Source organism: Pseudomonas sp. Eqa60, assembly GCF_018326405.1.
Taxonomy (GTDB): Bacteria; Pseudomonadota; Gammaproteobacteria; order Pseudomonadales; family Pseudomonadaceae; genus Aquipseudomonas; species Aquipseudomonas protegens.
Genome location: NZ_AP024342.1, coordinates 209252 through 231827, shown reverse-complemented (window position 1 = coordinate 231827; position 22576 = coordinate 209252). Strand labels below are relative to the sequence as shown.

The 22576-nt window shown below is 62.5% G+C and carries 26 protein-coding genes, 1 tRNA gene and 1 pseudogene; 7 read left to right on the top strand and 21 right to left on the bottom strand.

What is annotated here, in order from left to right; genetic code table 11:
* Positions 1-36: 36 nt before the first annotated feature.
* The 3 genes from KI242_RS01020 to dibA all read right to left on the bottom strand — a co-directional run bounded on the left by KI242_RS01020 (position 37) and on the right by dibA (position 3621).
* Positions 37-1047, bottom strand: coding sequence for a sulfate ABC transporter substrate-binding protein (locus KI242_RS01020; RefSeq protein WP_011058572.1), 1011 nt, complete (start codon positions 1045-1047; stop codon positions 37-39).
* 171 nt (positions 1048-1218) lie between these two features.
* On the bottom strand, positions 1219-1401 hold the full coding sequence (gene oscA / locus KI242_RS01015; RefSeq protein ID WP_011058571.1) for a sulfur starvation response protein OscA: 183 nt from the start codon (positions 1399-1401) through the stop codon (positions 1219-1221).
* A 300-nt stretch (positions 1402-1701) separates the two neighbouring features.
* The gene (dibA, locus tag KI242_RS01010) at positions 1702-3621 is read right to left on the bottom strand and encodes a phosphodiesterase DibA (RefSeq protein ID WP_011058570.1); all 1920 of its coding nucleotides are present in this window, start codon (positions 3619-3621) and stop codon (positions 1702-1704) included.
* A 146-nt stretch (positions 3622-3767) separates the two neighbouring features.
* Between dibA and desA the strand changes: the two genes are divergently transcribed.
* Entirely contained in the window at positions 3768-4952 is a 1185-nt protein-coding gene (desA, locus tag KI242_RS01005) for a delta-9 fatty acid desaturase DesA (RefSeq protein WP_011058569.1), read from the top strand.
* Between the two features lie 216 nt (positions 4953-5168).
* Positions 5169-6161: a sensor domain-containing diguanylate cyclase gene (locus KI242_RS01000; RefSeq protein ID WP_011058568.1), complete on the top strand. Its 993-nt coding sequence runs from the start codon at positions 5169-5171 to the stop codon at positions 6159-6161.
* A 106-nt stretch (positions 6162-6267) separates the two neighbouring features.
* Here the strand turns inward: KI242_RS01000 and KI242_RS00995 are convergent, their stop codons facing one another.
* The 9 genes from KI242_RS00995 to KI242_RS00955 form a co-directional block, all read right to left on the bottom strand.
* Positions 6268-7482: a response regulator gene (locus tag KI242_RS00995; RefSeq protein WP_011058567.1), complete on the bottom strand. Its 1215-nt coding sequence runs from the start codon at positions 7480-7482 to the stop codon at positions 6268-6270.
* A 138-nt stretch (positions 7483-7620) separates the two neighbouring features.
* The gene (gene gabT / locus KI242_RS00990) at positions 7621-8898 is read right to left on the bottom strand and encodes a 4-aminobutyrate--2-oxoglutarate transaminase (RefSeq protein ID WP_011058566.1); all 1278 of its coding nucleotides are present in this window, start codon (positions 8896-8898) and stop codon (positions 7621-7623) included.
* Positions 8899-9075: 177 nt separating this feature from the next.
* Positions 9076-10518, bottom strand: a complete 1443-nt coding sequence (gene gabD, locus KI242_RS00985; RefSeq protein WP_011058565.1) for an NADP-dependent succinate-semialdehyde dehydrogenase — start codon at positions 10516-10518, stop codon at positions 9076-9078.
* 380 nt (positions 10519-10898) lie between these two features.
* Entirely contained in the window at positions 10899-11213 is a 315-nt protein-coding gene (locus KI242_RS00980; RefSeq protein WP_011058564.1) for a RebB family R body protein, read from the bottom strand.
* 54 nt (positions 11214-11267) lie between these two features.
* Positions 11268-11582, bottom strand: coding sequence for a RebB family R body protein (locus KI242_RS00975; protein ID WP_011058563.1), 315 nt, complete (start codon positions 11580-11582; stop codon positions 11268-11270).
* Positions 11583-11695: 113 nt separating this feature from the next.
* On the bottom strand, positions 11696-12253 hold the full coding sequence (locus KI242_RS00970) for a hypothetical protein (RefSeq protein WP_015633707.1): 558 nt from the start codon (positions 12251-12253) through the stop codon (positions 11696-11698).
* A gap of 141 nt (positions 12254-12394) precedes the next feature.
* On the bottom strand, positions 12395-13063 hold the full coding sequence (locus tag KI242_RS00965) for a hypothetical protein (RefSeq protein ID WP_212805839.1): 669 nt from the start codon (positions 13061-13063) through the stop codon (positions 12395-12397).
* 24 nt (positions 13064-13087) lie between these two features.
* Entirely contained in the window at positions 13088-13315 is a 228-nt protein-coding gene (locus KI242_RS00960; RefSeq protein ID WP_011058560.1) for a RebB family R body protein, read from the bottom strand.
* 119 nt (positions 13316-13434) lie between these two features.
* Positions 13435-13977, bottom strand: coding sequence for a sigma-70 family RNA polymerase sigma factor (locus KI242_RS00955; protein WP_072443737.1), 543 nt, complete (start codon positions 13975-13977; stop codon positions 13435-13437).
* 188 nt (positions 13978-14165) lie between these two features.
* Here KI242_RS00955 and KI242_RS00950 point away from each other — a divergent pair.
* The 3 genes from KI242_RS00950 to KI242_RS00940 all read left to right on the top strand — a co-directional run bounded on the left by KI242_RS00950 (position 14166) and on the right by KI242_RS00940 (position 15705).
* A tRNA-Arg gene (locus tag KI242_RS00950) sits at positions 14166-14242 on the top strand.
* A gap of 163 nt (positions 14243-14405) precedes the next feature.
* Positions 14406-15257 (top strand): hypothetical protein, encoded by an 852-nt coding sequence (locus KI242_RS00945; protein WP_011058558.1) that lies wholly within the window; start codon positions 14406-14408, stop codon positions 15255-15257.
* Positions 15241-15705, top strand: a complete 465-nt coding sequence (locus tag KI242_RS00940) for a hypothetical protein (RefSeq protein WP_011058557.1) — start codon at positions 15241-15243, stop codon at positions 15703-15705. Before KI242_RS00945 ends, KI242_RS00940 begins: the two co-directional genes overlap by 17 nt.
* A gap of 17 nt (positions 15706-15722) precedes the next feature.
* Here the strand turns inward: KI242_RS00940 and KI242_RS00935 are convergent, their stop codons facing one another.
* From KI242_RS00935 to KI242_RS00905, 7 genes and pseudogenes are all read right to left on the bottom strand, one after another.
* Entirely contained in the window at positions 15723-15908 is a 186-nt protein-coding gene (locus KI242_RS00935) for a hypothetical protein (protein ID WP_015633704.1), read from the bottom strand.
* A gap of 72 nt (positions 15909-15980) precedes the next feature.
* On the bottom strand, positions 15981-16664 hold the full coding sequence (locus tag KI242_RS00930; RefSeq protein ID WP_065364754.1) for a hypothetical protein: 684 nt from the start codon (positions 16662-16664) through the stop codon (positions 15981-15983).
* Positions 16661-17242 carry an RNA polymerase sigma factor gene (locus tag KI242_RS00925; RefSeq protein ID WP_011058554.1) on the bottom strand — a complete coding sequence of 194 codons (582 nt, stop codon included), beginning with the start codon at positions 17240-17242 and terminating at the stop codon, positions 16661-16663. The genes KI242_RS00930 and KI242_RS00925 overlap by 4 nt, the downstream gene beginning before the upstream one ends.
* Before the next feature lie 37 nt (positions 17243-17279).
* Complete coding sequence (locus tag KI242_RS00920) at positions 17280-19013, bottom strand: VWA domain-containing protein (protein WP_015633702.1); 1734 nt, start codon at positions 19011-19013, stop codon at positions 17280-17282.
* Positions 19014-19101: 88 nt separating this feature from the next.
* Positions 19102-19662: a YbhB/YbcL family Raf kinase inhibitor-like protein gene (locus KI242_RS00915; protein WP_011058553.1), complete on the bottom strand. Its 561-nt coding sequence runs from the start codon at positions 19660-19662 to the stop codon at positions 19102-19104.
* Positions 19663-19885: 223 nt separating this feature from the next.
* Complete coding sequence (locus tag KI242_RS00910; protein WP_103407933.1) at positions 19886-20134, bottom strand: BrnA antitoxin family protein; 249 nt, start codon at positions 20132-20134, stop codon at positions 19886-19888.
* Positions 20112-20377 (bottom strand): annotated as a pseudogene (locus KI242_RS00905) (BrnT family toxin). The gene KI242_RS00910 and the pseudogene KI242_RS00905 overlap by 23 nt, the downstream one beginning before the upstream one ends.
* Before the next feature lie 260 nt (positions 20378-20637).
* Here KI242_RS00905 and KI242_RS00900 point away from each other — a divergent pair.
* Positions 20638-20907: a hypothetical protein gene (locus tag KI242_RS00900; protein ID WP_072452194.1), complete on the top strand. Its 270-nt coding sequence runs from the start codon at positions 20638-20640 to the stop codon at positions 20905-20907.
* A gap of 48 nt (positions 20908-20955) precedes the next feature.
* Positions 20956-21546, top strand: coding sequence for a DUF4291 domain-containing protein (locus tag KI242_RS00895; protein ID WP_212805838.1), 591 nt, complete (start codon positions 20956-20958; stop codon positions 21544-21546).
* An 86-nt stretch (positions 21547-21632) separates the two neighbouring features.
* Here KI242_RS00895 and KI242_RS00890 read toward each other — a convergent pair whose 3' ends face one another.
* Positions 21633-21998, bottom strand: a complete 366-nt coding sequence (locus tag KI242_RS00890; protein ID WP_141679917.1) for a hypothetical protein — start codon at positions 21996-21998, stop codon at positions 21633-21635.
* 53 nt (positions 21999-22051) lie between these two features.
* The gene (locus tag KI242_RS00885; RefSeq protein ID WP_183000614.1) at positions 22052-22504 is read right to left on the bottom strand and encodes a hypothetical protein; all 453 of its coding nucleotides are present in this window, start codon (positions 22502-22504) and stop codon (positions 22052-22054) included.
* Positions 22505-22576 lie beyond the last annotated feature (72 nt).

Below are 22576 nucleotides of genomic sequence, written 5' to 3'. Positions count from 1 at the left end.
GGCGCCTTCGCTGGCAAGCCAGCCCCTACAACAGGGTTATTGCGCCGTGTAGATCTGGTCGAACACGCCACCGTCATTGAAGAATTTCGGTTGGGCAGTTTTCCAGCCGCCGAAGTCCTTGTCGATAGTTACCAGGTCCAGTTTCGGGAACTGCTGGGCATATTTGGCGGCGATGTCCTTGTCCCGTGGGCGGTAGAAGTTCTTCGCGGCAATTTCCTGGCCGGCCGGGCTGTACAGGTGCTTGAGGTAGGCCTCGGCGATCTGGGTGTTGCCTTTCTTCTCGGCGTTCTTGTCCACCACCGCCACTGGCGGCTCGGCGAGGATCGACAGCGAAGGTACGACGATATCGAACTTGTCGGCGCCGCCGTCTTCCTTGAGGGCCAGGAAAGCTTCGTTTTCCCAGGCCAGCAGCACGTCGCCCTGACCGTTGTTGACGAAGGTGATGGTCGAGCCGCGGGCCCCGGTGTCCAGTACCGGTACGTGCTTGAACAGCTCCTTCACGTATTCCTGAGCTTTGGCCTCACTGCCACCGGCCTTCAGGCCGTAGGCCCAGGCGGCGAGGAAGTTCCAGCGTGCACCACCGGAGGTTTTCGGGTTCGGGGTGATCACCGAGACGTCTTTCTTGATCAGGTCGCCCCAATCCTTGATGCCCTTGGGGTTGCCCTTGCGCACCAGGAACACGATGGTCGAGGTGTAGGGGGTACTGGCATCGGGCAGGCGTTTCTGCCAGTCCGCCGGCAGGGTCTTGCCGAGCTTGGCGATTTCGTCGATGTCACCGGCCAGGGCCAGGGTCACCACGTCGGCGCGCAGTCCGTCGATCACCGCCCGGCCCTGCTTGCCGGAGCCACCGTGGGATTGCTGGATCTTCACGTTGTCGCCCGGGTGGTCCTTCTTCCAGAAGTTCACGAACTCGGCGTTGTAATCCTGGTACAGCTCACGGGTCGGGTCATAGGACACATTGAGCAGCTCATAGTCCTTGGCAACGGCGGAACCGGCGAAAACGGCGCTGGCGAGGGCGGCCAGGGCATAACGGCGAATCGACGACATGGTGAAGCTCCTGAAATTTTTTAAGGTGCTGGCATTTTTCTTATGGCGATTTCAGCCCGCATTCGAAAAGGAACGCTGGGATTCGTGCAGGGGGTCATGGATGACGCCCTCCGGTTGACCAGTCGGGCCTCTCGTTCGCGAGAGGGTGACGCGGTGTTCAGCGAGGTACTTTCAACTCGGTTTGTGGCCGGGCTGCTGCAGACGGAATTTTTCCTTGCGTTCGATCTGCACGACCTGGGCGTTGTGCACGGTGATTTCCACCGCACCGAAGCGCAGGTCGCGCAGTGCGCTTTGAATTTCCCGCAAGATGGTTGCTTCGTCCTGGCCGTCAACGCTACGTAGAGATGCGCTCATGGTGTTGCTCCTGAGTGGGATGTGCCTGGCAGTGGCGGCACTGCTTGCGGCGTGGGAGCAATACTAGATAGGGCCGGATATTCTTAAAAATACTATTTAAGAATGTTTATATAACCAGAAGAAATTATTCGAGCTGACAGCAGCTTAGCCCCAACCCTGTAGCCGCTGCCGAGCTTCAGCGAGGCTGCGCAAAGGCCCCCAGGGCCTTGCCTGGCGCCCTTGCGCCAAACCTCAACACCGCGCCTGCCACGTCGGTATGCCGCCCAAACCGTTCGCAGCCTGCGCCAGCGGCTACAGGGATCAACGGATCTGCGGGGCGTTGCTCCAGACCAGTTGCGCCGCCGGCATCGGCCGGCCGAACCAGTAGCCCTGGCCCAGGTCGCAGGCGTGTTCCAGAAGGAAACGCGCCTGTTCCACCTGCTCGATACCCTCGGCATGCACCTGCATGCCCATGCTCTGGGCCAGGGCAATGATTACCCGGGATATCGCCGCATCGTCCTCGTCGAACGGCAGGCCGGCGACAAAACCCTGGTCGATCTTGAGCTTCTGCACCGGCAGGCGCTTGAGCCGCAGCAGGGAGGAGTAGCCCGTGCCGAAGTCGTCGATGGCCAGGCGAATACCCAGCTCGCGCAAGCGGTGCATCTGCTCCAGGGCCACTTCGGGATCGTCCATCACCGCGCTTTCGGTGACTTCCAGCTCCAGGTAGGCCGGGTCCAGCCCGGTCTCGTGCAGCACCTGGGCCACCTGCTGGTACAGCTCGCTGCGGGCGAACAGGCGGGTCGAGACATTTACCGCGATAAACGACAGCACCACGCCATCGGCCTGCCACTGGCACATCTGCCGGCAAGCCTGCTGCATGACCCAGGCATCGATCTCGGCAATCATCCCGGTGCGCTCGGCAATCGGTATGAACTCCGCCGGCGACACCAGCCCGCGCTCGGGATGCTCCCAGCGCACCAGGGCCTCGACGCCTACCAGGCGGCTGGTCTTGAGGTCGTGCACCGGCTGGTAGTAGACCCGCAGTTCCTGCTGGTCCAGGGCGCGGCGCAGCTCGAAGGCGATTTCCACCCGCTGCTGGGCATGGGCGGTGAGCTCCTCGGTGTACAGGGCGTAACCGTTGCGCCCGGCGCTTTTGGCCTTGAACAGCGCCGCATCGGCGTTGCGCAGCAGTTGGCTGGCACTCAGCGCGTCGCTGGGAAACAGGCTGATACCGATACTGGCGTTGATCACCACCTGCTGCTCGCCAAGCTGGAAGGGCTCCTTGAGGCCGTCGATGATGCGTTGGGCCAGGGCCGCCGCCTGCACCAGTTGCGGGCAGCTTTCGGCCAGCACCGCGAACTCGTCGCCGCCCAGGCGCGCCAGGGTGATGCCCGGGCCGAACATCCCGCCCAGGCGCTCGGCCACCGCCTTGAGCAGTTGGTCGCCGACGTTGTGCCCCAGGCTGTCGTTGATCATCTTGAAGTGGTCCAGATCGATCATCAGCATGGCGCAGCCGCGCTTGTGGATCTGCGCCGAAGCCAGGGCCTGTTCGGCACGGTCGGTGAACAGCAGGCGGTTGGGCAGGTCGGTCAGCGGATCGTGATGGGCCAGGTGAGCCAGCTCGTGCTCGGAATCCTTGATCGCGCTGATGTCGGAAAATACCGCAACGTAATGAGTCAGCTCGCCCTGCTCATCGCGGATCGCGCGGATGGTCTGCCATTGCGGGTAGATCTCGCCGCTCTTGCGCCGATTCCAGATTTCACCGCTCCACTCATCGGTCTTCTGCAACGAGTCGAACATCGATTGATAGAACTGCGCCGAATGATGCCCGGACTTGAACAGGCTCGGCTGGCGGCCCAGCACCTCTTCGCGCTGGTAGCCGGTGATTTCGATGAAGGCGCGGTTGACGTGGACGATCTGCCCCTGGGTATCGCTCACCAGCACCCCTTCGCGGGTGCAGTCGAATACCGCCGCCGCCTGGCGCAGGCGCTCGCGGTCCTTCTGCTGGTGGCGCAGCCAGCGATCGGCCCCCAACACCCGCAGCAGTCGGGCCCGGGCGAAGAAGATCAGCACCGCGCTGACCACCGCCCAGGCATAGCCGCCAACCAGTTGCCAATGGGCCCGATCGGAAAACTCATCGAAGAAACTGCTCAATAAGTAACCACTGAACTGCAACCAGACCAGCGACAACAGCAGATAGAGCAGCGCGGCACGCAAACCATTGCGATAAGAAACCGACATAAGTCCGTCTATTTCCACACGAAAAGTTTGGGATTATAGAGGAAGAAACATTCCGCCACTCTTATCTGAAAGGGCGACTGGTTTTCTCAGTGGGCTTAGTGATAATGCCTGGGCTGTTTTTTTCTTTATCGAGGGCCTTATCGCCTATGTGGTACGAAGGTTTACTTGGCTTGTCCGCCTGGCAACTGGTGGCAGTCACCCTGTTGATGACCCACGTGACCATTGTCGCGGTCACGGTCTATCTGCATCGCTATTCCGCGCACCGTTCCCTGGAACTCAACGCCGGCCTGAAACATTTCTTCCGCTTCTGGCTGTGGCTGACCACGGCGCAGAACACCCGCGAGTGGACCGCCATCCACCGCAAGCACCACGCCAAGTGCGAAACCGCCGACGACCCCCACAGCCCGGTGGTCAAGGGCCTGTCCACCGTGCTGCGCAAGGGCGCCGAGCTGTATCGCGAAGAGGCGAAGAACCCGGAGACCCTGCGCATCTACGGCAAGAACTGCCCGGAAGACTGGATCGAACGCAACCTCTACAGCCGCTACAAGCTGGGCGGCGTGGCGCTGATGGCAGCCATCGACCTGCTGCTGTTCGGCACCATCGGCATCACCATCTGGGCCATCCAGATGATGTGGATTCCGTTCTGGGCCGCCGGGGTCATCAATGGCCTGGGGCATGCGGTGGGCTACCGCAACTTCGAATGCCGCGACGCCGCCACCAACCTGGTGCCCTGGGGCATCATCGTCGGCGGCGAAGAGCTGCACAACAACCACCACACCTACCCCAACTCGGCCAAGCTCTCGGTGAAGAAGTGGGAGTTCGACCTGGGCTGGGCCTGGATCAAGGTCTTCAGCTTCCTGCGTCTGGCCAGGGTCCAGCGCGTGGCGCCCATCGCCCACCGGGTCGAAGGCAAGGGCCACCTGGACATGGACACCGCCATGGCCATCCTCAACAACCGGTTCCAGATCATGGCCCAGTACCGCAAGCTGGTGATCGGCCCGCTGGTGAAACAGGAACTGGCCAAGGTCGATCATTCGGTGCGCCACCAGTTCCACCGCGCCAAGCGCCTGCTGTCCCGGGAAACCAGCCTGCTGGAAGACCGCCACCACCTGCGCATCCAGAGCATGCTGGAGCACAGCCAGGCCTTGAAGGTGATCTACGAGAAGCGTCTGGCCCTGCAGCAGATCTGGGTCAAGACCAGCTCCAACGGCCACGACATGCTCGCGGCCATCAAGGATTGGGTACACGAGGCCGAGGCCAGCGGCATTCAGTCCCTGCGTGATTTCGCCCATCAGCTCAAGACCTATTCCCTGCGCCCCACCACCGCCTGACCCCAGCCCCTCGCCACTCCCGTGGCGAGGGGCTGCCCTTCTGAAATCAAGCCTTGCAGGCCCCTCTCGACCGTCTGGCGGGCGCTCGCGCTATCGCTGTAGCGGCCGGGAACTTAGCGCCCGATCCCCTATCTCAAACAACACTTCGCCACCCAGGCGGGCTTGGTTGTAGCCGCTGCCTAACGGCGCGCGGCACGCCCTTTGAGATCTGTGCCGATGGTCAACAAGAACCCACACACTCCCTCTGCGCTTCCACAGTGGCCCGAAGCCGCGCAAACCCTGATGGCCCTGATGCATGCACAGGGCGAAGTGGCCCGCCTGACCGAACGCGAGCAGCTGTTCAGCTCGCTGCTGGTCAGTGTCAACGCGGTGCTCTGGGCCTTCGACTGGGACAGCCGCCAGGTGCTGTACGTCAGCCCGGCCTATGAACGGATCTTCGGTCGCCCCGCAGGCCTGCTCCTGGCGGACTGCAATCAATGGCGCGACAGCATCTACCCCGATGACCTGGAGTACGCCGAGCGCAGCCTGGCCCAGGTCCTGGAAAAGGGCGCGGTGGAAGATCGCGAATACCGCATCATCGATGCCCAGGGCCAGGTGCGCTGGCTCAGCGACAAATGCTTCATCAACCGCAATGCCGAGCCCGGGCAACGCCTGATCGTGGTCGGCATCGCCGAAGACATCACCGAAAAGAAGCAGCTGGAAACCGAGTTGCAACGCCTGGCCACCACCGACGTGCTGACCCAGAGCAGCAACCGTCGGCACTTCTTCGAATGCGCCAACCGCGAGTTCGAGCAGGCGCGCCTGCAAGGCTCGTCCCTGGCCTTCCTGCTGCTGGATATCGATGACTTCAAAGTGATCAACGACACCTACGGCCACCCCGAAGGCGACATCGTCCTGCAGCGCATCGCCGAAAGCGGGCGCGCGGCCCTGCGTCGCGGCGACCTGTTCGGGCGGATCGGTGGCGAGGAGTTCGCCGCGGTTTTTCCCGGCTGCACCGCGGACATGGCGCGCCAGGTGGCCGAGCGCCTGCAACGGGAGATCCAGCGCCAGAATTTCAGCCACCAGGGCCAGACGTTCACCATCACCGTGAGCCAGGGCCTGACCGGCCTGCTGGCGGAAGACGAAAGCCTGGACAACCTGTTCGCCCGCGCCGACAGCGCCATGTACGAAGCCAAGCGCCAGGGCAAGAACCGCATCATCACCGGATAAACCCGCGACCACTCGCCCGTAGGAGCTGGCTGGCCCGCGAAGGCGCCCGCAAGGCTTGCACAAGACTCGAAGGCCTCTTCGCCGGCCAGCCGGCTCCTACAGTGGTTCAGCCCTTGCGCAGGCGGGTCAGTTCCGGCAGCCCGACCTTCAGCAGCCGCGCGGTCTTGCAGCGCGCGATCTCTTCCACCCCTTCGTGCTCGGTCAGCCGCGCCAGCTGCGCCGCCAGGTTCATCACCAGCGCCTCGCGGGAATACACCCCACCGCCCAACTGGTAGATCGAGGCAATCAGTTCCCGCAGTTCAAGGGGCATGCGCCAGCGGGTCCGCAGCGCCGAGCCGTAGGCCGCGCCAAAGCGCTCCAGGGCATCGCCGATTTCTTCCTGGTCGTCCAGCTCGCCGCCGGCCTGTTTCCACTCCTGCAGGCAACGCAGCAGCGCCAGGTCGCCCAGGCGATGCAGTAGCCCGGCGCAGTAGCAGCGCTCCTGGTCCAGGTCCAGCAGGCGCGCCAGGGTCCGGCCGTATTCCGCGGTATGCAGGGACAGCTCCCAATAGCGCTCGGCATAGTCGGCCAGGGCCGGATCGCTCAGGCGCGCGCTGCGCTTGAGGGTCAGGCCGAGGATCAGGTTCATGCTCTGCCCGGTGCCCAGCCGATGCAGGGCCTGGGACAGGGTCTGCACGCCGTCGCCATGGTGCTGCGCGGCGCTGTTGGCTGCAGCGATCAGCACCGCGGTGACCTGGGGATCGGTGCGGATCTCTTCCTCCAGCACCTTGAGATCCAGGCCTTCGGGGTTGAGGCTGCGCTTGACCGCCAGTTGCACATCGGTGAGCAGCGGCGCGCCGTCGGCCACATCGCGCCGGCGTTCGAGAAAGGGCCACAGGGTCATGCCCGGCGCCAGGGCCGGCACCTCGCAGGAGACTTCCTGGCCGGCGTCCAGCAGCAGGCCCTGCAGGCGCTGGGTCAGCCCCTCCATGTTCAGGGGCTTGGTCAGGTAGGCAGTGGGCGCCAGGGGCAAGGCCTCGCGCACGCTGGCGCTGTCGCTGCGCACGCTCAGCAGGATGAACGGCTGCACCGGGTTGCGCTTGCGCTGGCGCACCGCGCGCAACAGCGACAGGCCATCGATGCCCGGCAGCTCCCAATCGGCAATGATCAGGTCATAGGGTTTGGCGCTCAGCAGGTCCATGGCCTCCTGACCGTCGGCACACAAGTCCAGACGCGCATCACAGCGCACGTTCAACAGCACTTGCTTGAGCAAATCACGAGACCAGGGATCAGCCTCGGCAATCAGCACGCGAGGTACAGCGGGTAAATCAACAGCGGTCATGCAGCACGCTCCCTAGGCAATCCCTTGCACCTTAGTCAATGCACGGGCTTCCATACAGCGCAAATCCCGCTGGAGCCGCCTGAGGACGAAAAAAAACCCGCCGAAGCGGGTTTTTCTGTCGATCAGGTCACAGCGTCATCAGAGTTCAGCGAAGCACTCTTCGATGATGGCCAGGCCTTTGTCCAGCTGCGCATCCGGCGAGGTCAGCGGTACCAGAACCCGCAGAACGTTGCCGTAGGTGCCGCAGGACAGCAGGATCAGCCCCTTGTCGCGAGCCTTGGCCACGACCTGGGCCACGGCAGCGGCGTTCGGCTTGTGGCTGTCGCCATTCTCGAACAGTTCCACCGCGATCATCGCGCCCAGGGCACGCACTTCACCGATCACCGGGTACTTGGCCTGGATGGCCTTGAGGCCGGTCACCAGGCGCTCGCCAACAGCCTTGCAGCGATCCAGCAGGTGCTCTTCCTCGAACACTTCCATCACCGCCAGGGCCGCGGCACAGGCGATCGGGCTACCGGCGTAGGTGCCGCCCAGGCCGCCTGGAGCGATGGCGTCCATGTACTCGGCCTTGCCGCAGACACCGGCCAGCGGGAAGCCGCCGGCGATGGACTTGGCGAAGGTGGTCAGGTCGGCGGTAACGCCCATCTGTTCCATGGCGAAGAAGGTGCCGGTACGGCCAGCGCCGGTCTGCACTTCGTCAGCGATCAGCAGGATGCCGTGCTGGTCGCACAGGGCGCGCAGGCGCTTCATGAACTCTTTGGGCGCGACGTAGAAGCCGCCTTCGCCCTGCACCGGCTCGATGATGATCGCGGCGATATCACGAGGCTCGGCGTCGTTCTTGAAGATGCGCTCGATGCTGGCGATGGAGTCGTCGATGCTCACGCCGTGCAGTTCATTCGGGTACAGCGCGCGGAAGATGCCGCCTGGCATCAGGCCCATGCCGGCCGAGTAAGGCACGACCTTGCCGGTCAGGCCCAGGGTCATCATGGTGCGGCCGTGGTAGGCGCCGGTGAAGGCGATCACGCCGGCGCGGCCAGTGGCGGCACGGGCGATCTTCACGGCGTTCTCTACGGCTTCGGAACCGGTGGTCACCAGCAGGGTTTTCTTGGCGAAATCACCTGGCACCTTGGCGTTGATTTTCTCGCACAGCTCCACGTAAGGCTCGTAGGCCAGGACCTGGAAGCAGGTGTGGGTCAGCTTGTTCAGTTGCTCGGTCACCGCGGCGATGATCTTCGGGTGCACGTGACCGGTGTTCAGTACCGCGATACCGCCGGCGAAGTCGATGAACTCGCGGCCTTCAACGTCGGTGACGGTGGCGTTCTTCGCGCTGTCGGCGAAGATCGGGTGAATCTGGCCAACACCGCGCGGTACAGCGGCTTCACGGCGTTTCATCAAAGATGCGTTGGTCTTGCTCATAGTGTCCTCATTCACCGCTGCGGCAGCGGTGTGATTCAAGGGTTGCGGGGCGGGGAAGCGCCTGCGACAGCATGCGATGATCGACTGTCGGAGCGGTCCCGGGCCACCTTGAAAAGTGCGTTTTTTAAAGCTGCGCAGGGGGACAGCGCTCTCGTGCCCCCGGCGCTTGAAACCGGATCAGATACCCAGGCAGAGGTATTTGATTTCCAGGTAATCCTCGATCCCGTACTTGGAACCTTCACGGCCCAGGCCCGAGGCCTTGATGCCGCCGAACGGCGCCACTTCGTTGGAGATCAGGCCGGTGTTGACCCCGACCATGCCGTATTCCAAGGCCTCGGCCACACGGAACACACGGCCCAGGTCACGGGCATAGAAGTACGAGGCCAGGCCGAACTCGGTGTCGTTGGACATGGCGATGACTTCGGCTTCGTCTTTGAAGCGGAACAGCGGCGCCAGTGGGCCAAAGGTTTCTTCCTTGGCCACGGCTGCATCCTTGGGCACGTTGACCAGGATGGTCGGCTCGAAGAAGTTGCCTTCCATAGACTTGCCGCCGGCCAGCAGGGTCGCGCCTTTTTTCAGGGCGTCGGCGATGTGTTCCTGGACCTTGGCCACGGCTTTTTCGTCGATCAGCGGGCCAGTGGTGGTGCCTTCTTCCAGGCCGTTGCCGATCTTCAGCTTGGCCACTGCTGCCTTCAATTTCTCGGCGAAGGCGTCGTAGACCGAATCCTGGATGTACAGGCGGTTGGCGCAGACGCAGGTCTGGCCGTTGTTGCGGTACTTGGAGATGATCGCGCCTTCGACGGCCTTATCCAGGTCCGCGTCGTCGAACACGATGAACGGCGCGTTGCCGCCCAGCTCCAGGGAGACTTTCTTGATGTCCTTGGCGCATTCGGCCATCAGCTGGCGACCGATCTCGGTGGAGCCAGTGAACGACAGCTTGCGCACGATCGGGTTGCTGGTGAGCTCGCCGCCGATGTCGCCGGCGCTGCCGGTGACCACGCTCAGCACGCCTTTCGGGATGCCGGCACGGTGCGCCAGTTCCACCAGGGCCAGGGCCGAGAACGGGGTTTGCGAAGCGGGCTTGATGACCATGGTGCAACCGGCGGCCAGGGCCGGGCCGGCTTTACGGGTGATCATCGCCGCCGGGAAGTTCCACGGGGTGATGGCCGCGGTCACGCCGATCGGCTGCTTGATCACGATCAGGCGCTTGTCGGGCTGGTGGCCGGGAATCACGTCACCGTAGATGCGCTTGGCTTCTTCGGCGAACCATTCGATGAAGGAGGCGGCGTAGGCGATTTCGCCCTTGGCTTCGGCCAGCGGCTTACCCTGCTCCAGGGTCATCAGGCGACCCAGGTCGTCCTGGTTCTCGATCAGCAATTCATACCAGCGGCGCAGCTTGGTGGCGCGCTCCTTGGCAGTCAGGGCACGCCAGGCCGGCAGGGCCTTGTCGGCGGCCTCGATGGCGCGGCGGGTTTCGGCAGCGCCCATCTTTGGCACGGTACCGAGGATTTCACCGGTAGCGGGGTTGTTGACCTTGATCGTCTGGCCGTTGTCCGCGTCGACCCAAGCTCCATCGATGAAGGCTTGTTGGCGGAACAACTGGGCGTCTTTGAGCTGCATGTCGGCTTCCTTAACAGCACCGCGCATACGCGGGGCGAATTGTGATTGTAGAAAGGCGCCAGGTCAGGAGGAGAGCGCCGGGGCGCTGTCACCAGCCCGTGGCCAGGCTGCCGTCAGGAAAATCGTTCACTGGGTAAAAGCACGAAAAAGTCGCACACAAGAATAGACGTGCGTTTGGGCACCCAGGCAAGAGCGTTTGAAATCTCAAACGAATCCTAGGGTCAACGGGGGTAAAGGACAATAGGCTGTTCGAAAAAAAGAACGTAAAGGCGCCTAGCGGTAAAAAATCCGCTTCAACCTCCCATGCCGCCGGGCAAAAGACAACGCCCCCGCAGCCTATGGCAGGCGGCGGGGGCGCTGGCATGGCGCCTGGGGAACGGTCAGCTACTGAACGACTTGAGCACCGTCAACAGGCTGGTGAGGTTGTCGGCCACACCGCCCTGGGCGACTTTCTCGGTGGCCGACGCACCGGCGGTGGTGTCGACGCTGTAGATCTGCATCACGCCCTGGTTGGTGGCCGCCTGGGCCAGGGTGTTTTGCTGCTGCTGCGCCGAAACCGAGTTCTGGAACAGGATGGCCACGGACTGGCCCATGGACTGGTAGATGGTGCCCATCGACATGGCTGGCGCTTCGGCGACGACCTTGACGTTGGTCTGGGTGACGGCATCGGTGATTTGCGGACTGACTGTGCTCATAAAAACTCCATTTTTTCAGCAGGTAGGTTCAACGGAAAATCAGGCTTTCAGCCATCAGCTCTGAAAGGACTTGAGAACCGTCAGCAGGCTGGTGAGGTTGTCGGAGACCCCGCCCTGGGCGACTTTTTCGGTGGCCGCCGCCCCGGCGGTGGTGTCGACGCTGTAGATCTGCATCACGCCCTGGTTGGTGGCCGCCTGGGCCAGGGTGTTTTGCTGCTGCTGCGCCGAGACCGAGTTCTGGAACAGGATCGCGGTGGCCTGGGCCATGGATTGGTAGATGGTGCCCATCGCCATGGCCGGCGCTTCGGCGACGACCTTGACGTTGGTCTGGGTGACGGCATCGGTGATTTGTTCGTTTACAAGTGGCATGGCTCAACTTCCTTTGTTAGGCACACGGAGCATTCCGTGTCATTGAGTGAACGTGGCAGCCCTGATGCTGTGAAGCGGGGCTTGAACGGCCTTGCGGTTATTTCAGGGGGCCCTTATTGCCCACTGCCGGCGGTCAGTTGCTGGAGGGTGTCTTCGACTTTCTGCGACAGCCCGGCCATCCGCGCCTCGACCGCGGCTTTCACCTCCTGCTGGACCAGGGCGCTGATCATTGCCTTGAGCTGCGGGTCGTCCGCCGGGAAGCTGGCCGGGGACAGTGCCGGCGCCAGCGCCGCCGCGGCGGCTGCAGCGGCGGCGGTCGTCACCAGGCCGGCCCCGGGGGGCGATACCGACAGCGGCTCCTCGGACTCGGCGGCCGCCAGCAATTGGCGCAGCACCAGCTCCCGCGCCTGGGGATCGGCCTTGCCCGCGGCGGCGGAACCGGCCAGTTGATCGATGATCTGCCGGGTGCGCAGCCCATCGGACTGCATCAGCTCCGTGGCCCGCTGCCGCGCCTGATCGACGCTCTGTTGCGCGGCCCTGGACATGTCCAGCGGCTTGTCCTGGGCAAATGCCTCCAGTACCTGGCGCTCGACCTGGGTCAAGGGGCGTTTCAGATACTTCTCGGCAAAGCCGAATATCGTCGCCATCGGGGTCTGCTCTTCATTCGCCATTGCATGCTCCTTACTCAATGAATGACGTTGAAGGGCTGGGCACCGGGTCCGTCGAACTTCAACGCCAGGGGGAAAGCCTGTGTCGCGGTCATGCTCCTGGCCGTGCAGGCCCCGGGCACCTGGCGCGCCCGGGGCGCTTGCTCAGGAGGACGGTGTGCGATTGGCCAGGGTGCTGCTGTACTTGGCGATGCTCTGGTCGATCTTGTCGATGGCCACGCCGGCCGCGTCGGCCTCCATGGCCCCGGCAGCCGCCGCCACCGCTGCCGCCGCGCCCACCAGCAGATCGGTGACCAACGCGCCCAGGGCATCCTCGGCAGCCCCCTTGACGTTCTCTTTGACGATGTTCTCGGTCATCTGCTTGAGCAGCACCGCCTGGGCCGCCAGGGCCAGCTTGCTGACCCCGTCGAAATACCCCGCCGCCGACTGCGCCACCAGGCCGGCGGCCTGGCTGATCATCATGTCCGGCGCTGCTGCGATCTGCGCCGGGGCATAGCTGAAGGTCTGGGCATTGCTGAACTGCACCGCCTGGACAATCTGGCTGTTCAGGGCATCGGTGCTGTCGCTGCTGGGCGTGCCGGCCTGCTTGAGCAGGTGCGCGTTCATCGTCTGCATCATCGAGGGCTGCGCCGGGCCTGCAGGCGATGGCGCAGGATCGGGCGCCGGCGCGCTGGCTGTCGAGGCGGCGTCACCGGCCATCGCCGAGGGTGCCTCAGGCTCGGCGGCTACTGCAGCGGCGCCAGGGTCGGCCGCCGCGCCGGCGCTTTCATCGACCGCGGCTGCGGGTGGGGTTTTCTTCTTGAACCAGGCCATGACGATTCTCCCGGGCGATCAGCCCTACTCGCCGATCGCCATGATCAGCGCCACGGCCTTGGACACCACCGCATTGGAGATCTGGTTGAGCGCCTGCTGGCTGTTGACCGCGTTCTGCAAAGACAAGCCGGCCGAGTGGCTGGCCACCTGGTACAGCGAGGCGATGGCCTGGGCCGGAGCCTCGGCCACGACCTTGACGTTGGTCTGGGTGACGGCATCGGTGATCTGCGAGTTGACCATTGGATCGGGCATACATCTCTCCTTAGATGGAATGGCCCACCGCAGAAGGCGGCGGCACCGGCTACAGCATCGAAAACAGGCTCACTGAACAGGAACGCCCGAGCGAGCCGGCTGTGAAACCTCAGGCCGCATCAACGCAACTGCGCCCGCAACAGCTGCACATACTTGCGCGCCAAGGGCTGGTTCATGCCCAGCTCGGCGGCGATGTGGGGATAGGGCAGGTCGTCGACAAACTTTAGTTCAAACAGGCGGCGCTTCTTCGGCGGCAGTTGCGCCACCCGTCGACTGAGCAGGGCCAGGGTCTCCAGCAATTCCACCTGGTCGAGCACCGACATCTGCGGGGCCTCCAGCTGCTGCAGCGGGTCATCCTCGAGCCCGGCGAAATCCACAAACAGGCGCTGCTCCCGGGCCTGCCGGCGGCAGCTGTCGACAAACACATGATCGAGCACCAGGAACAGAAAGCCCTGGGGATCGCGAATCCGCTCCGGCGAGCGACGAAAGAACAGCAGCGCCTTGATCGCCGTGGCCGCCAGCCACTCTTGGGCACCATCGGCGTTGCCCCGCGCCAACTGCCGGGCGCGGCGCTGCAAACCGGGCAATACCGCCCTCCAGCTGGCTTCGAACAGTTGGTCCGGCAGGCCCGCTTGCAGGCCGCCCGGCATGGAACAGTTCATCTCCTGCACCTCCCTGTGCCCCGTGATTGCACGGTTCTGGCTGCAGGTTGCGCGCAGGTACGAAGAAGCTTCAGCAGGAAAAACTGCCACTACGGCCCGGGTTTCCTGGGGTTGCGACGGACAAGCACCAGCCGATGAAAACCGGCGTGGACGCCCCGAGTCGACATAGGTATGATGTCGCCCGCACTGCACTCGTAGCTCAGCTGGATAGAGTACTGCCCTCCGAAGGCAGGGGTCGTGGGTTCGAATCCCGCCGAGTGCGCCATCTTCAGCGAAAAAGCCCCAGGTCTTACGGCCTGGGGCTTTTTTGTTGATCCGCGATGCAAAACGGCGCGATGCCCGGACGGCACCCCGCACACATGACGGCCCCGGGCTGTCCTGGCGAAGCGCAACTTGCTACATTCGCCGCCCCCGGACAGGAGGTCCCGATGCTGCGCCATCCCCTGCACAATCAACCCTTCGAGCCCCAGATACGCGACTGGGTCACCTGGTTCATGGGCTATGACATGCCCCCGGCCCTGGATGCCGAACTGAACCGCTACAACCCCAATGACCCGGACGACCGCGAATACCTGGTCCGCCACTACGGCCTGATGCGCCACGGTTCCCGGGAGAATTTCCGGCATCGACAGCGGCTGGTGGAGGTGCTGCAAGCGGCCCTGGATGATCCGGACTACGACTTCGAACAGATCTGGGAGCCCATCGAGGACGACTACGAATACGATCAGTGGCCCAGTAACTGGCCAGGGGTGATCGACAACAGCCGGGACCTTTTCCAGCGCCTGCTGAACGCGGCACGGGAGCGCTGGCAGGAAGACCTGGTCCGCGCGCAATTGCCTTCGCTGGCAGAGTGCCGGGCAATCCCGCACCGTGAGCGTTTCGGCGGGGATTGGCTGTTCGGCATCGACAACCCTGAAGCCTGGCGGGCCGAGTTCGATGTGACCGCCACGCCCTATGACCTGGAGACCCAGGGCCCGCAGTTCCAGGGCGAGCAACTGAGCCTGCACCTGAGCGGTGAACTGCCGCGCTTGTCTGTGCCTGCCAGCTGGCCGGTGATCGAGGCGGCGACCCACTGCAGTTTCGTGCTCAAGGTCCAGGGCATCAGCGAACTGGCGGTCAGCGGCACGCGCTTCGACGGGCGCATGCGCACCCAGCTCACTCGCCTGGACCCCGGTTATCACCTGCGCCTGGAAATCGGCTTCGATTGCGTGATCGAATGCGTGGCGTTATCTGTGAGCATCGCCGACGTCAAGGGAACACCCGATGAAAAGCAACTTTGAAGTGGCTCTGGAGCGCGAGGAAGTGCTGCAGTTCTTTCGCGGCCAGGGCCAGTACCTGACACGGGACGGCGATTGGGACGAGCACCTGTACTGCATCAATTGGCCGGGGATCTTCGCCTACCTGCGGGACAACGCCGACGGCGCACAGCAACTGAGTGCCAGCTTCGAGCGCTACGCGTACAGCGTCGAGGAAAGCATTGAGGACTGTTTCGGCCTGCGGGAAAACCTGTTCTGCTACTACTCGACCCGAGCCCGCTGGGCGCCCGAGAGTGTCGACCTGCTGGGGCAATTGCCGGAGCCCTGCCGGCGGCGGATCGTGCAGCGCCTGAGCTGGTATCGCTGGCAAGTGGAAAACCACGCCCGGCTGCTGCCGGAACGGGCTCGGCGCATGACCGCGGACGGTGCCTGCGCCGAGTTCATCGAGTTGCCCGCCACCCCCTACGCCTGAGCGCCGGGGCTGCCGGATCACTCCTCCTCGACGGCGTCGGAGTGCGGGTCCGCCTGATCGTCTTCGTCGTCGGCCTGCTGATCGAGGTCCTCGCCCTCTTCAAGGCCAAAGTCCTTGCGGCTTTCCTTGATGGCCTGGCGCAGCTCCGCGCCCTTGATCGGGCAGTTCAACATTGCAGCAATACGGTCGATGCGGGGTGCCATGACCGGCCTCTCACTTTCTGGAAACTGGGCAGATAGTGCGCGTTTTCCGCTGCGACAGCCAACCCCCGCACCTTATTGACGACGCAAGGCTTGCAGGCGCGCGTCCAGATCCTCCTGTGGATAAGTTTCCTGCAGCTGGAGCAGCAGCTCGGCCGCCGCGCGGTTCTGGCCCTCGTCCCATAGACGCAGCACTGTCTGCAGTTGCTCATTCAATCGCTTGATCGCCCGGGGAGCGACCGGCGCCGACATGCGCTTGGCCAGCTTGCTCGACTCGGCCCTGGGCTTGGCCATCGCAGGTGGCGCTGCATCAGCGGACGCTTCCATCTCCGGCGCCGCGGCAAAACTGCCGACAGGGGCCGCCGGAGCGATGGGCGAAGGGGCAGCCGGCTCAGGGACGCTCAAGGCCCCGGCCAACTCGGCGGAACGTGGCGCCGCCTGGCGTGCCATGGGCGCAGCTGGGGCTGGAGCGGGCGCAGGGACAAAGGCCTGCTCTTGTGGATAGTGCTCCGGGGAAGGCCGCAGCAAACCGATGACCAGCGCCACGCCAAACAGACTGGCAAAAGCCAGTTGATAACGCGGCCGCAGGCAGGCCTGCATCCAGCGTTGCCAGAAGCCGGGCTTGGGCGCCGGGGCTTCGCGGCGGGCAGTGGCCAGGATCAGGGCGTCGAGATGGGCCGGTGGCTCCTGGGTACTGTGTTGGCGGATATGCGCCAGCATCTGCTCTTCGGGGGTTGGGGTCTGTCGGGCGTCAGTCATGTGAGTACCTCCTCGGCCAGGAGCCGACGCAATTTTTTCAACGCATAGCGGAAACGGCTTTTCACCGTTTCCAGGGGAGCCTGGGTCAGGCTGGCGATTTCTGGCAGTTCCAGGTCGCCGTGGGCCCGCAGCAGGAACACCTCGCGCTGGTCTTCGGGCAGGTCCTGCAGGGCGGCTTCGATACGCTGCTGGTCGCGGCACAGGCTCAGTTGCTGTTCGGGGCCGGGGGCTTGGTCGGCTTCACCGTGCAGTTGTTCGTCATAGCTGTCGTGCAACGGGTTGCGCTGGCCGTGCTTGCGCCAGTGGTCGATCAAGCGGTTGCGGGCAATCTGGTACAACCAGGTCCGGAAGCTGGCCCGGCCCTGGGGCTGGCTGGTGCTGCGGATCAGGCTGAGCCAGGTTTCCTGGTAGACCTCATCCGCCAGCTCGGCCTTGCCACACAGGCTCAGCACAAAGCGATACAAGCCCTGGCGATGGCGCTGGTAAAGCACCTCGAAGGCCGCGGGGTCTCCGGCACGGTAACGCGCCAGCAGCGTTTCATCGCTGCTGGCGTCGCTGGTGGATTGGGCAGCAGACATAGGGCGGTTGAACTCCTGTTCACTGCGGGTCTGAGGTCTACTCAAGGCGGCTCTGCACTTGGCTCAAGTCCACGGGCTGCGCCGCCTGGGCTTTCGGCGCCTGAGTTTGCAGGCTTTGCGCCAGCTCCACCAGCTGTACGAACTCGCCTCGCAGGCCGTAAGGGTCGGCACCCTTGGCGCCCTGGGCCAGCTTGACCGTGTCGGCCAGGCTGAAGTTGCCGGTGTAGCGGCCGTCCTTGAGCTGCTGGGAGAACGCCGCCACGGCTGCGGCGAAGCGCAGGTCGGGGCTGGCCGCCGCCAGGCTGCCCGGCTGCTGGGCACTGATGGGCCGTTCGATCAGGCGGCTGCTGCCGCCTTCCGGCGCCTTGTAGCGCAGCCGCAGCATGGCCAGTTCGCCCTGCTTGCCACTCTGTTGCGGCGCCTTGGCCTGGGCATAACGCAGCGGCTCCAGCCAACCCTTCTCGCCAGCCGGGACAATTTCATACAACGCGGTAACCGTATGCCCTGCACCGATTTCCCCGGCGTCGACCTTGTCATTGCTGAAGTCTTCTCGCTTGAGTGCACGGTTCTCATAACCCAGCAGGCGGTATTCGCTGACCTGGGCCGGGTTGAACTCCACTTGCAGCTTCACGTCCTTGGCCACCACCGCCAAGGTCGAGCTGAGCTGGTCCACCAGCACCTTGCGCGCTTCGCGCAGGTTGTCGATGTAGGCGTAGTTGCCGTCACCGGCATCGGCCAGTTGCTCCATCAGGTGCTCGTTGTAGTTGTCCACACCGAACCCCAGGGTGGTCAGGGAGACACCACTCTTGCGCTTCTCGGCGGCCATGGCCTTGAGGCTGTCGAAGTCGCTGACGCCGACGTTGAAGTCGCCGTCGGTGGCCAGCAGGATGCGGTTGATGCCCTTGTCGATAAAACCCTGCTGGGCCATCTGGTAAGCCAGCTGGATACCCGAGGCGCCCGCCGTGGAACCACCCGCGGTGAGCTGGTCGATGGCAGTGCGGATCTTCGCCTTGTCACGACCGGACGTGGGCTCCAGCACCACCCGTGATTCACCGGCGTAGACCACCAGCGACACCCGATCCTGGTCCCGCAGTTGATCCACCAGCAGCTTGAGGGTGCTTTTCACCAGGGGCAGGCCTTCACGGCGATCCATGGAGCCGGAGACATCCACCAGGAACACCAGGTTGGCCGGGGCCAGCTCCGCCACCGCGCGATCCGATGCCTTGATGCCGATGCGCAGCAGGCGGGTATGGGGGTTCCACGGCGACGGCGCCAGCTCGGTGGTCACGCCGAAGGGCGAGCCGTCCGTGGGCAGGGCGTAATCGTAGGGGAAGTAGTTGACCAGTTCCTCCAGGCGCACCGCGCCCTCCGGCGGCAGGCTGCCCTGGTTGAGCAAGCGGCGGACGTTGGCATAGGCACCCGTATCGACGTCGGCGCTGAAGGTCGAGACCGGTGCTTCGGCGACGCTGTGGATCGGGTTGTCCGGCAGTTTCTGGTACTGCTCCCGGGGCTCGTCGCGGTAACCGGCCACCAGCGAATCCCGTGAGCTAATGGGCGCCGGCATCGGCGCTGACAACCTCATGGGATGCACAGCGCGCTTGGCCATGGTGGCATCGGCATGCTGCACCTCGTACTGCGGCAATGCTCCCTGGGTTGACGAGCCGGCAGCGGATTCGGGCTTGGACGACACACCACAGCCGGCAACTGCCAGCAACAGGCCGGCGGCAAAACCCTGGGCGGCCGGACGAAGGAAATGCACGGGAAGGGACATGGGGCTGACCTCGGAAAGAAATGATCCATTCCCCCCTTCAGACGAAGCCCCTGGGCGATTCGGGTTAAGCCTTCGAAAAAAATTTCACTCAGCGGGAATAGCGGCGCACCACACTGCTGTTGCGCAGTACGTGACCGTTGATCTTTTCCAGCAGTTGGGCGCGGGTCAGCCCGGCGGGCAGGGCTTCCGGCGGCAGGTCCAGAGCGTAGATCTGGATGATGTAGTGGTGCGCGCTGTCACCCACCGGCGGGCACGGGCCCATATAGGAAGTACCGTTGCGGCTGTTGAGGCCGGCCAGCCCTTCCAGGTTCGGCTTGTTGCCGGCACCGGCGGGAATCTGCCGGGTGGTGGGCTTGATGCCGTAGTGCACCCAGTGATCCACGCCCTGGCCCTTGGCCCCGTCCGGGTCGTGCATGACGATGGCGTAGCTCAAGGTCCCGGTCGGGCCGGCGGTCCAGTTCAAGGCCGGGGAATTATTGTGCCCGCCACAGCCCTTGGCATCGCTGGCATTGCCCGTAGTGAACAGCCGGTCATCCGAAACCCCGGGAATGTTCAGGGTAAAACGCTCCTGTGCCTGCACGGGCAAGTGCAGGCACAGCAACGCGGCACCAACGGCCAGCCAAGTATTGCGGGAGGCAAAGCGAGACATACGAAAGCACCTTATTTGCGGATGAGGTCAGGGTGAGCACAAGACTATAGCCTGCACGAAAGAGCGCACTCCTTCGCACCAGGCAAGGGAGCAGATTGAGCTTGAGGACGGGGGTAGTTGTAAATGAATATTTCAGACAGGAATCGCAATGGCAACCACCCTCCACGGCCGGCCGGAAAGAGCGGCGGGCCATCCGCCCGCCTCCTGAAATGATGCACAGGCCTCAGTCCCGGTGGGCCTGCATGTACTGGCGCAGCAATTGGTTGATCCGCGTCTGGTAACCCGCGCCCTGGCCCTTGAACCACTCCAGCACATCGGCATCCAGGCGAATGGTCACGGCCTTCTTGCCCGGCAGGTGCACCTCGGCGCGGCGAAAGAAATCGTCATCCAGCTCGGGAATATCAGAAGTATCGATGCCCTCGTCATCGGTTTTCGCCAGGCGATCCCAATCAGTTTTCGATCCGTTGGACATAATATTTAGCCTCCCGCTTAGTGGCTTTTCGCGCCGAGATAATGCGCATCGCTTGGCCTCGCCGCTCGGTATGGACCACCACGCCCACCAGGGTCCTGATCCAACCGAGGCTGATCCAGCGCTCCTCGCCGTAGTCCAGGCGCTCATCGCGCAAGGACAGCACCGGGCCACCGCATCGTTGAAATCGATGCCGTGCTTGAGCATGTTGGCGTGGTTCTTGGCCTCGTCCCATGCAACGTACATAAGCAATTCCGTATTTACAAATGTACATACAGGCTAGCCGACCGTTCGCCAAAAGCGCCCTGGCTAAACACCTGGAAATACAGTCGCAAGCGGGATGGATGTGTACGGAAAAAGCCCTACAACGCTCTCGGAAAAGACGCCACCACACTTGCCTTGCACCCTCGCAAGCCCGCGGCTTATAGTCCGGCCGTCGCCCATATGGCGACCTGGTTTGGCGACCGGAGTAACGAGTACATCGATCCATTAAGCGAGGTGTACTAATGAACCGTTATATATCCCTAACCGGCCACGACTGCCTGATTCCTTCCCTGCTGATCGACACCCAGGCGCCCATCGATGTATTGCACGACGCCGCAGCCTTTCGCATCCGCGCCGCGACCCAACTGCTGGAGAACTTCGCCGCCGAGACCCTGCGCAGCGAACCGGTGCTACTGCAGGAACTGACCCTGGTGTGCAGCATCCTGCTGCGCGATGGCTGTGATCTGCTGGATGTGACATCACGGCGCCTGCAACCGCAGGCCAAACTCTAAACACCCCAGGGCGGCTTCCCGGCCGCCCATTCTTCATAAGGAAATGCCATGCATAAACCCGCAACAGAAATCCCCGAGCGCCAGATCCGCGCGCTCTACGACGCCGACACCATCCGCGTCTACCAGGCCTACTCCGACAGCATCGCCGACGCCGCCCTGGCCCACGGCACCTTCGTCTCCCCACCCTTCAAGATGGAGCGCATGACCTGGATAAAGCCGTCCTTCCTCTGGATGATGTACCGCGCCGGCTGGGGTTTTAAGGACGCCGGACAGACCCGCATCCTGGCCATCGACATCAGCCGCGAAGGCTTCGAATGGGCCCTGGCCAACGGCTGCCTGAGCCATGTCGACGAGTCCATGAGCAAGGAAGAGTGGTTGAAGTTGAAAGACCAGTCGCCGGTGCGGATTCAGTGGGACCCGGAACGGGATCTGTACTTGCGGCCACAGGAACATCGGGCCATTCAGATTGGCCTGAGCAAGGAGGCCGTGCAGTTGTATGTGAACCAGTGGATACAGCGGGTTACCGATATCACGCAGTTGGCGCACTCGATTTATCGACTCATTCGGGAAGGGGACTTGGAGGGGGCCAGCAGACTGCTTCCGCAGGAGCGGGAGTATTCAAGGGAGGTTGATGTATAGCCTGTACTTTCGGAAGTTGCAGCTAAGTTAATAAAAGAACTAACTTATTCACTTTAGAGGCTTAGCAAACAACAATCGCCACCTGATCAATCCCACTTAAAATCAGGTGTGATGGTACATAAAACCCCTGCGTGACCAAGCATTTTCCTGACCCGCGAGACCTCAACAGCCTGCCCGGAGAACAGAAGAAATTGGCCTTTCTGCAGTGCTTTTCTGGACATCAAAAAATTATAACCTGCCACCTCGGATACAACTCGCACATGTGCTTCGCTTTTATAATTACCGCTACAAAAAATTTTATATTCTCGCTCATCGATTTTAATGTCTGAAATATGTGTAGTAACCAAGGACCAGCCACAACCGGAACACCTTAACCCTTGGGTAGAACCCTCGTTAAACACATCGAGCTGTTCTTCACACGATGTACATATTAGAGGAGATACTTCTTTCATCATGGCTTACCAGATTAAAACACTTTGAAAACCGTGGATTACTAGGAAATCATCTACTGCTCAACGGTCACCAGTTCCTTCAAAGAAACACAAAAGTCATCTACCGCTAAAAAATCAATACCAGCCTCGAACCCAAAATATACATTCGAAGATTCTTCGCAACTACTTCCAAGGTTAAATAAAAAACCTATGGAAAAGTATCCATCTTCCATGCTTTCAGCCTCCCCGGCCATGAACCTTATTTGAAAGTCGCTTTCCAAAGGCATATAAACCAGTGACTCATTAACCTGATTAGTAAGCACTGACAATTTATGCCTATAGAAATAATCAACAAGCCTATTTATATCATCAAAATTCAAACTACAAAAGAAATCAGCCGGTAAACAGCCAGAATATTTATCATACCAAATACTGACAATATCGAAGTCAAAAAAACTATCCTTAGCCTTCATATTTTTGACAATAAACTCTAACACTCCCGCCTCTGTCTTAAGTTTAATGCTCATGCTACATCTCACTAAAAAATGCAAAATACATGCATACATATCTCTGTACCACGCGCGATTACACCATAATAT

Excerpts from the sequence above, each read along its gene's own strand:
- KI242_RS01020 (WP_011058572.1), bottom strand. The coding sequence starts at position 1,047 with ATGTCGTCGATTCGCCGTTATGCCCTGGCCGCCCTCGCCAGCGCCGTT.
- oscA (WP_011058571.1), bottom strand. The coding sequence starts at position 1,401 with ATGAGCGCATCTCTACGTAGCGTTGACGGCCAGGACGAAGCAACCATC.
- dibA (WP_011058570.1), bottom strand. The coding sequence starts at position 3,621 with ATGTCGGTTTCTTATCGCAATGGTTTGCGTGCCGCGCTGCTCTATCTG.
- desA (WP_011058569.1), top strand. The coding sequence starts at position 3,768 with ATGTGGTACGAAGGTTTACTTGGCTTGTCCGCCTGGCAACTGGTGGCA.
- KI242_RS01000 (WP_011058568.1), top strand. The coding sequence starts at position 5,169 with ATGGTCAACAAGAACCCACACACTCCCTCTGCGCTTCCACAGTGGCCC.
- KI242_RS00995 (WP_011058567.1), bottom strand. The coding sequence starts at position 7,482 with ATGACCGCTGTTGATTTACCCGCTGTACCTCGCGTGCTGATTGCCGAG.
- gabT (WP_011058566.1), bottom strand. The coding sequence starts at position 8,898 with ATGAGCAAGACCAACGCATCTTTGATGAAACGCCGTGAAGCCGCTGTA.
- gabD (WP_011058565.1), bottom strand. The coding sequence starts at position 10,518 with ATGCAGCTCAAAGACGCCCAGTTGTTCCGCCAACAAGCCTTCATCGAT.
- KI242_RS00980 (WP_011058564.1), bottom strand. The coding sequence starts at position 11,213 with ATGAGCACAGTCAGTCCGCAAATCACCGATGCCGTCACCCAGACCAAC.
- KI242_RS00975 (WP_011058563.1), bottom strand. The coding sequence starts at position 11,582 with ATGCCACTTGTAAACGAACAAATCACCGATGCCGTCACCCAGACCAAC.
- KI242_RS00970 (WP_015633707.1), bottom strand. The coding sequence starts at position 12,253 with ATGGCGAATGAAGAGCAGACCCCGATGGCGACGATATTCGGCTTTGCC.
- KI242_RS00965 (WP_212805839.1), bottom strand. The coding sequence starts at position 13,063 with ATGGCCTGGTTCAAGAAGAAAACCCCACCCGCAGCCGCGGTCGATGAA.
- KI242_RS00960 (WP_011058560.1), bottom strand. The coding sequence starts at position 13,315 with ATGCCCGATCCAATGGTCAACTCGCAGATCACCGATGCCGTCACCCAG.
- KI242_RS00955 (WP_072443737.1), bottom strand. The coding sequence starts at position 13,977 with ATGAACTGTTCCATGCCGGGCGGCCTGCAAGCGGGCCTGCCGGACCAA.
- KI242_RS00945 (WP_011058558.1), top strand. The coding sequence starts at position 14,406 with ATGCTGCGCCATCCCCTGCACAATCAACCCTTCGAGCCCCAGATACGC.
- KI242_RS00940 (WP_011058557.1), top strand. The coding sequence starts at position 15,241 with ATGAAAAGCAACTTTGAAGTGGCTCTGGAGCGCGAGGAAGTGCTGCAG.
- KI242_RS00935 (WP_015633704.1), bottom strand. The coding sequence starts at position 15,908 with ATGGCACCCCGCATCGACCGTATTGCTGCAATGTTGAACTGCCCGATC.
- KI242_RS00930 (WP_065364754.1), bottom strand. The coding sequence starts at position 16,664 with ATGACTGACGCCCGACAGACCCCAACCCCCGAAGAGCAGATGCTGGCG.
- KI242_RS00925 (WP_011058554.1), bottom strand. The coding sequence starts at position 17,242 with ATGTCTGCTGCCCAATCCACCAGCGACGCCAGCAGCGATGAAACGCTG.
- KI242_RS00920 (WP_015633702.1), bottom strand. The coding sequence starts at position 19,013 with ATGTCCCTTCCCGTGCATTTCCTTCGTCCGGCCGCCCAGGGTTTTGCC.
- KI242_RS00915 (WP_011058553.1), bottom strand. The coding sequence starts at position 19,662 with ATGTCTCGCTTTGCCTCCCGCAATACTTGGCTGGCCGTTGGTGCCGCG.
- KI242_RS00910 (WP_103407933.1), bottom strand. The coding sequence starts at position 20,134 with ATGTCCAACGGATCGAAAACTGATTGGGATCGCCTGGCGAAAACCGAT.
- KI242_RS00900 (WP_072452194.1), top strand. The coding sequence starts at position 20,638 with ATGAACCGTTATATATCCCTAACCGGCCACGACTGCCTGATTCCTTCC.
- KI242_RS00895 (WP_212805838.1), top strand. The coding sequence starts at position 20,956 with ATGCATAAACCCGCAACAGAAATCCCCGAGCGCCAGATCCGCGCGCTC.
- KI242_RS00890 (WP_141679917.1), bottom strand. The coding sequence starts at position 21,998 with ATGAAAGAAGTATCTCCTCTAATATGTACATCGTGTGAAGAACAGCTC.
- KI242_RS00885 (WP_183000614.1), bottom strand. The coding sequence starts at position 22,504 with ATGAGCATTAAACTTAAGACAGAGGCGGGAGTGTTAGAGTTTATTGTC.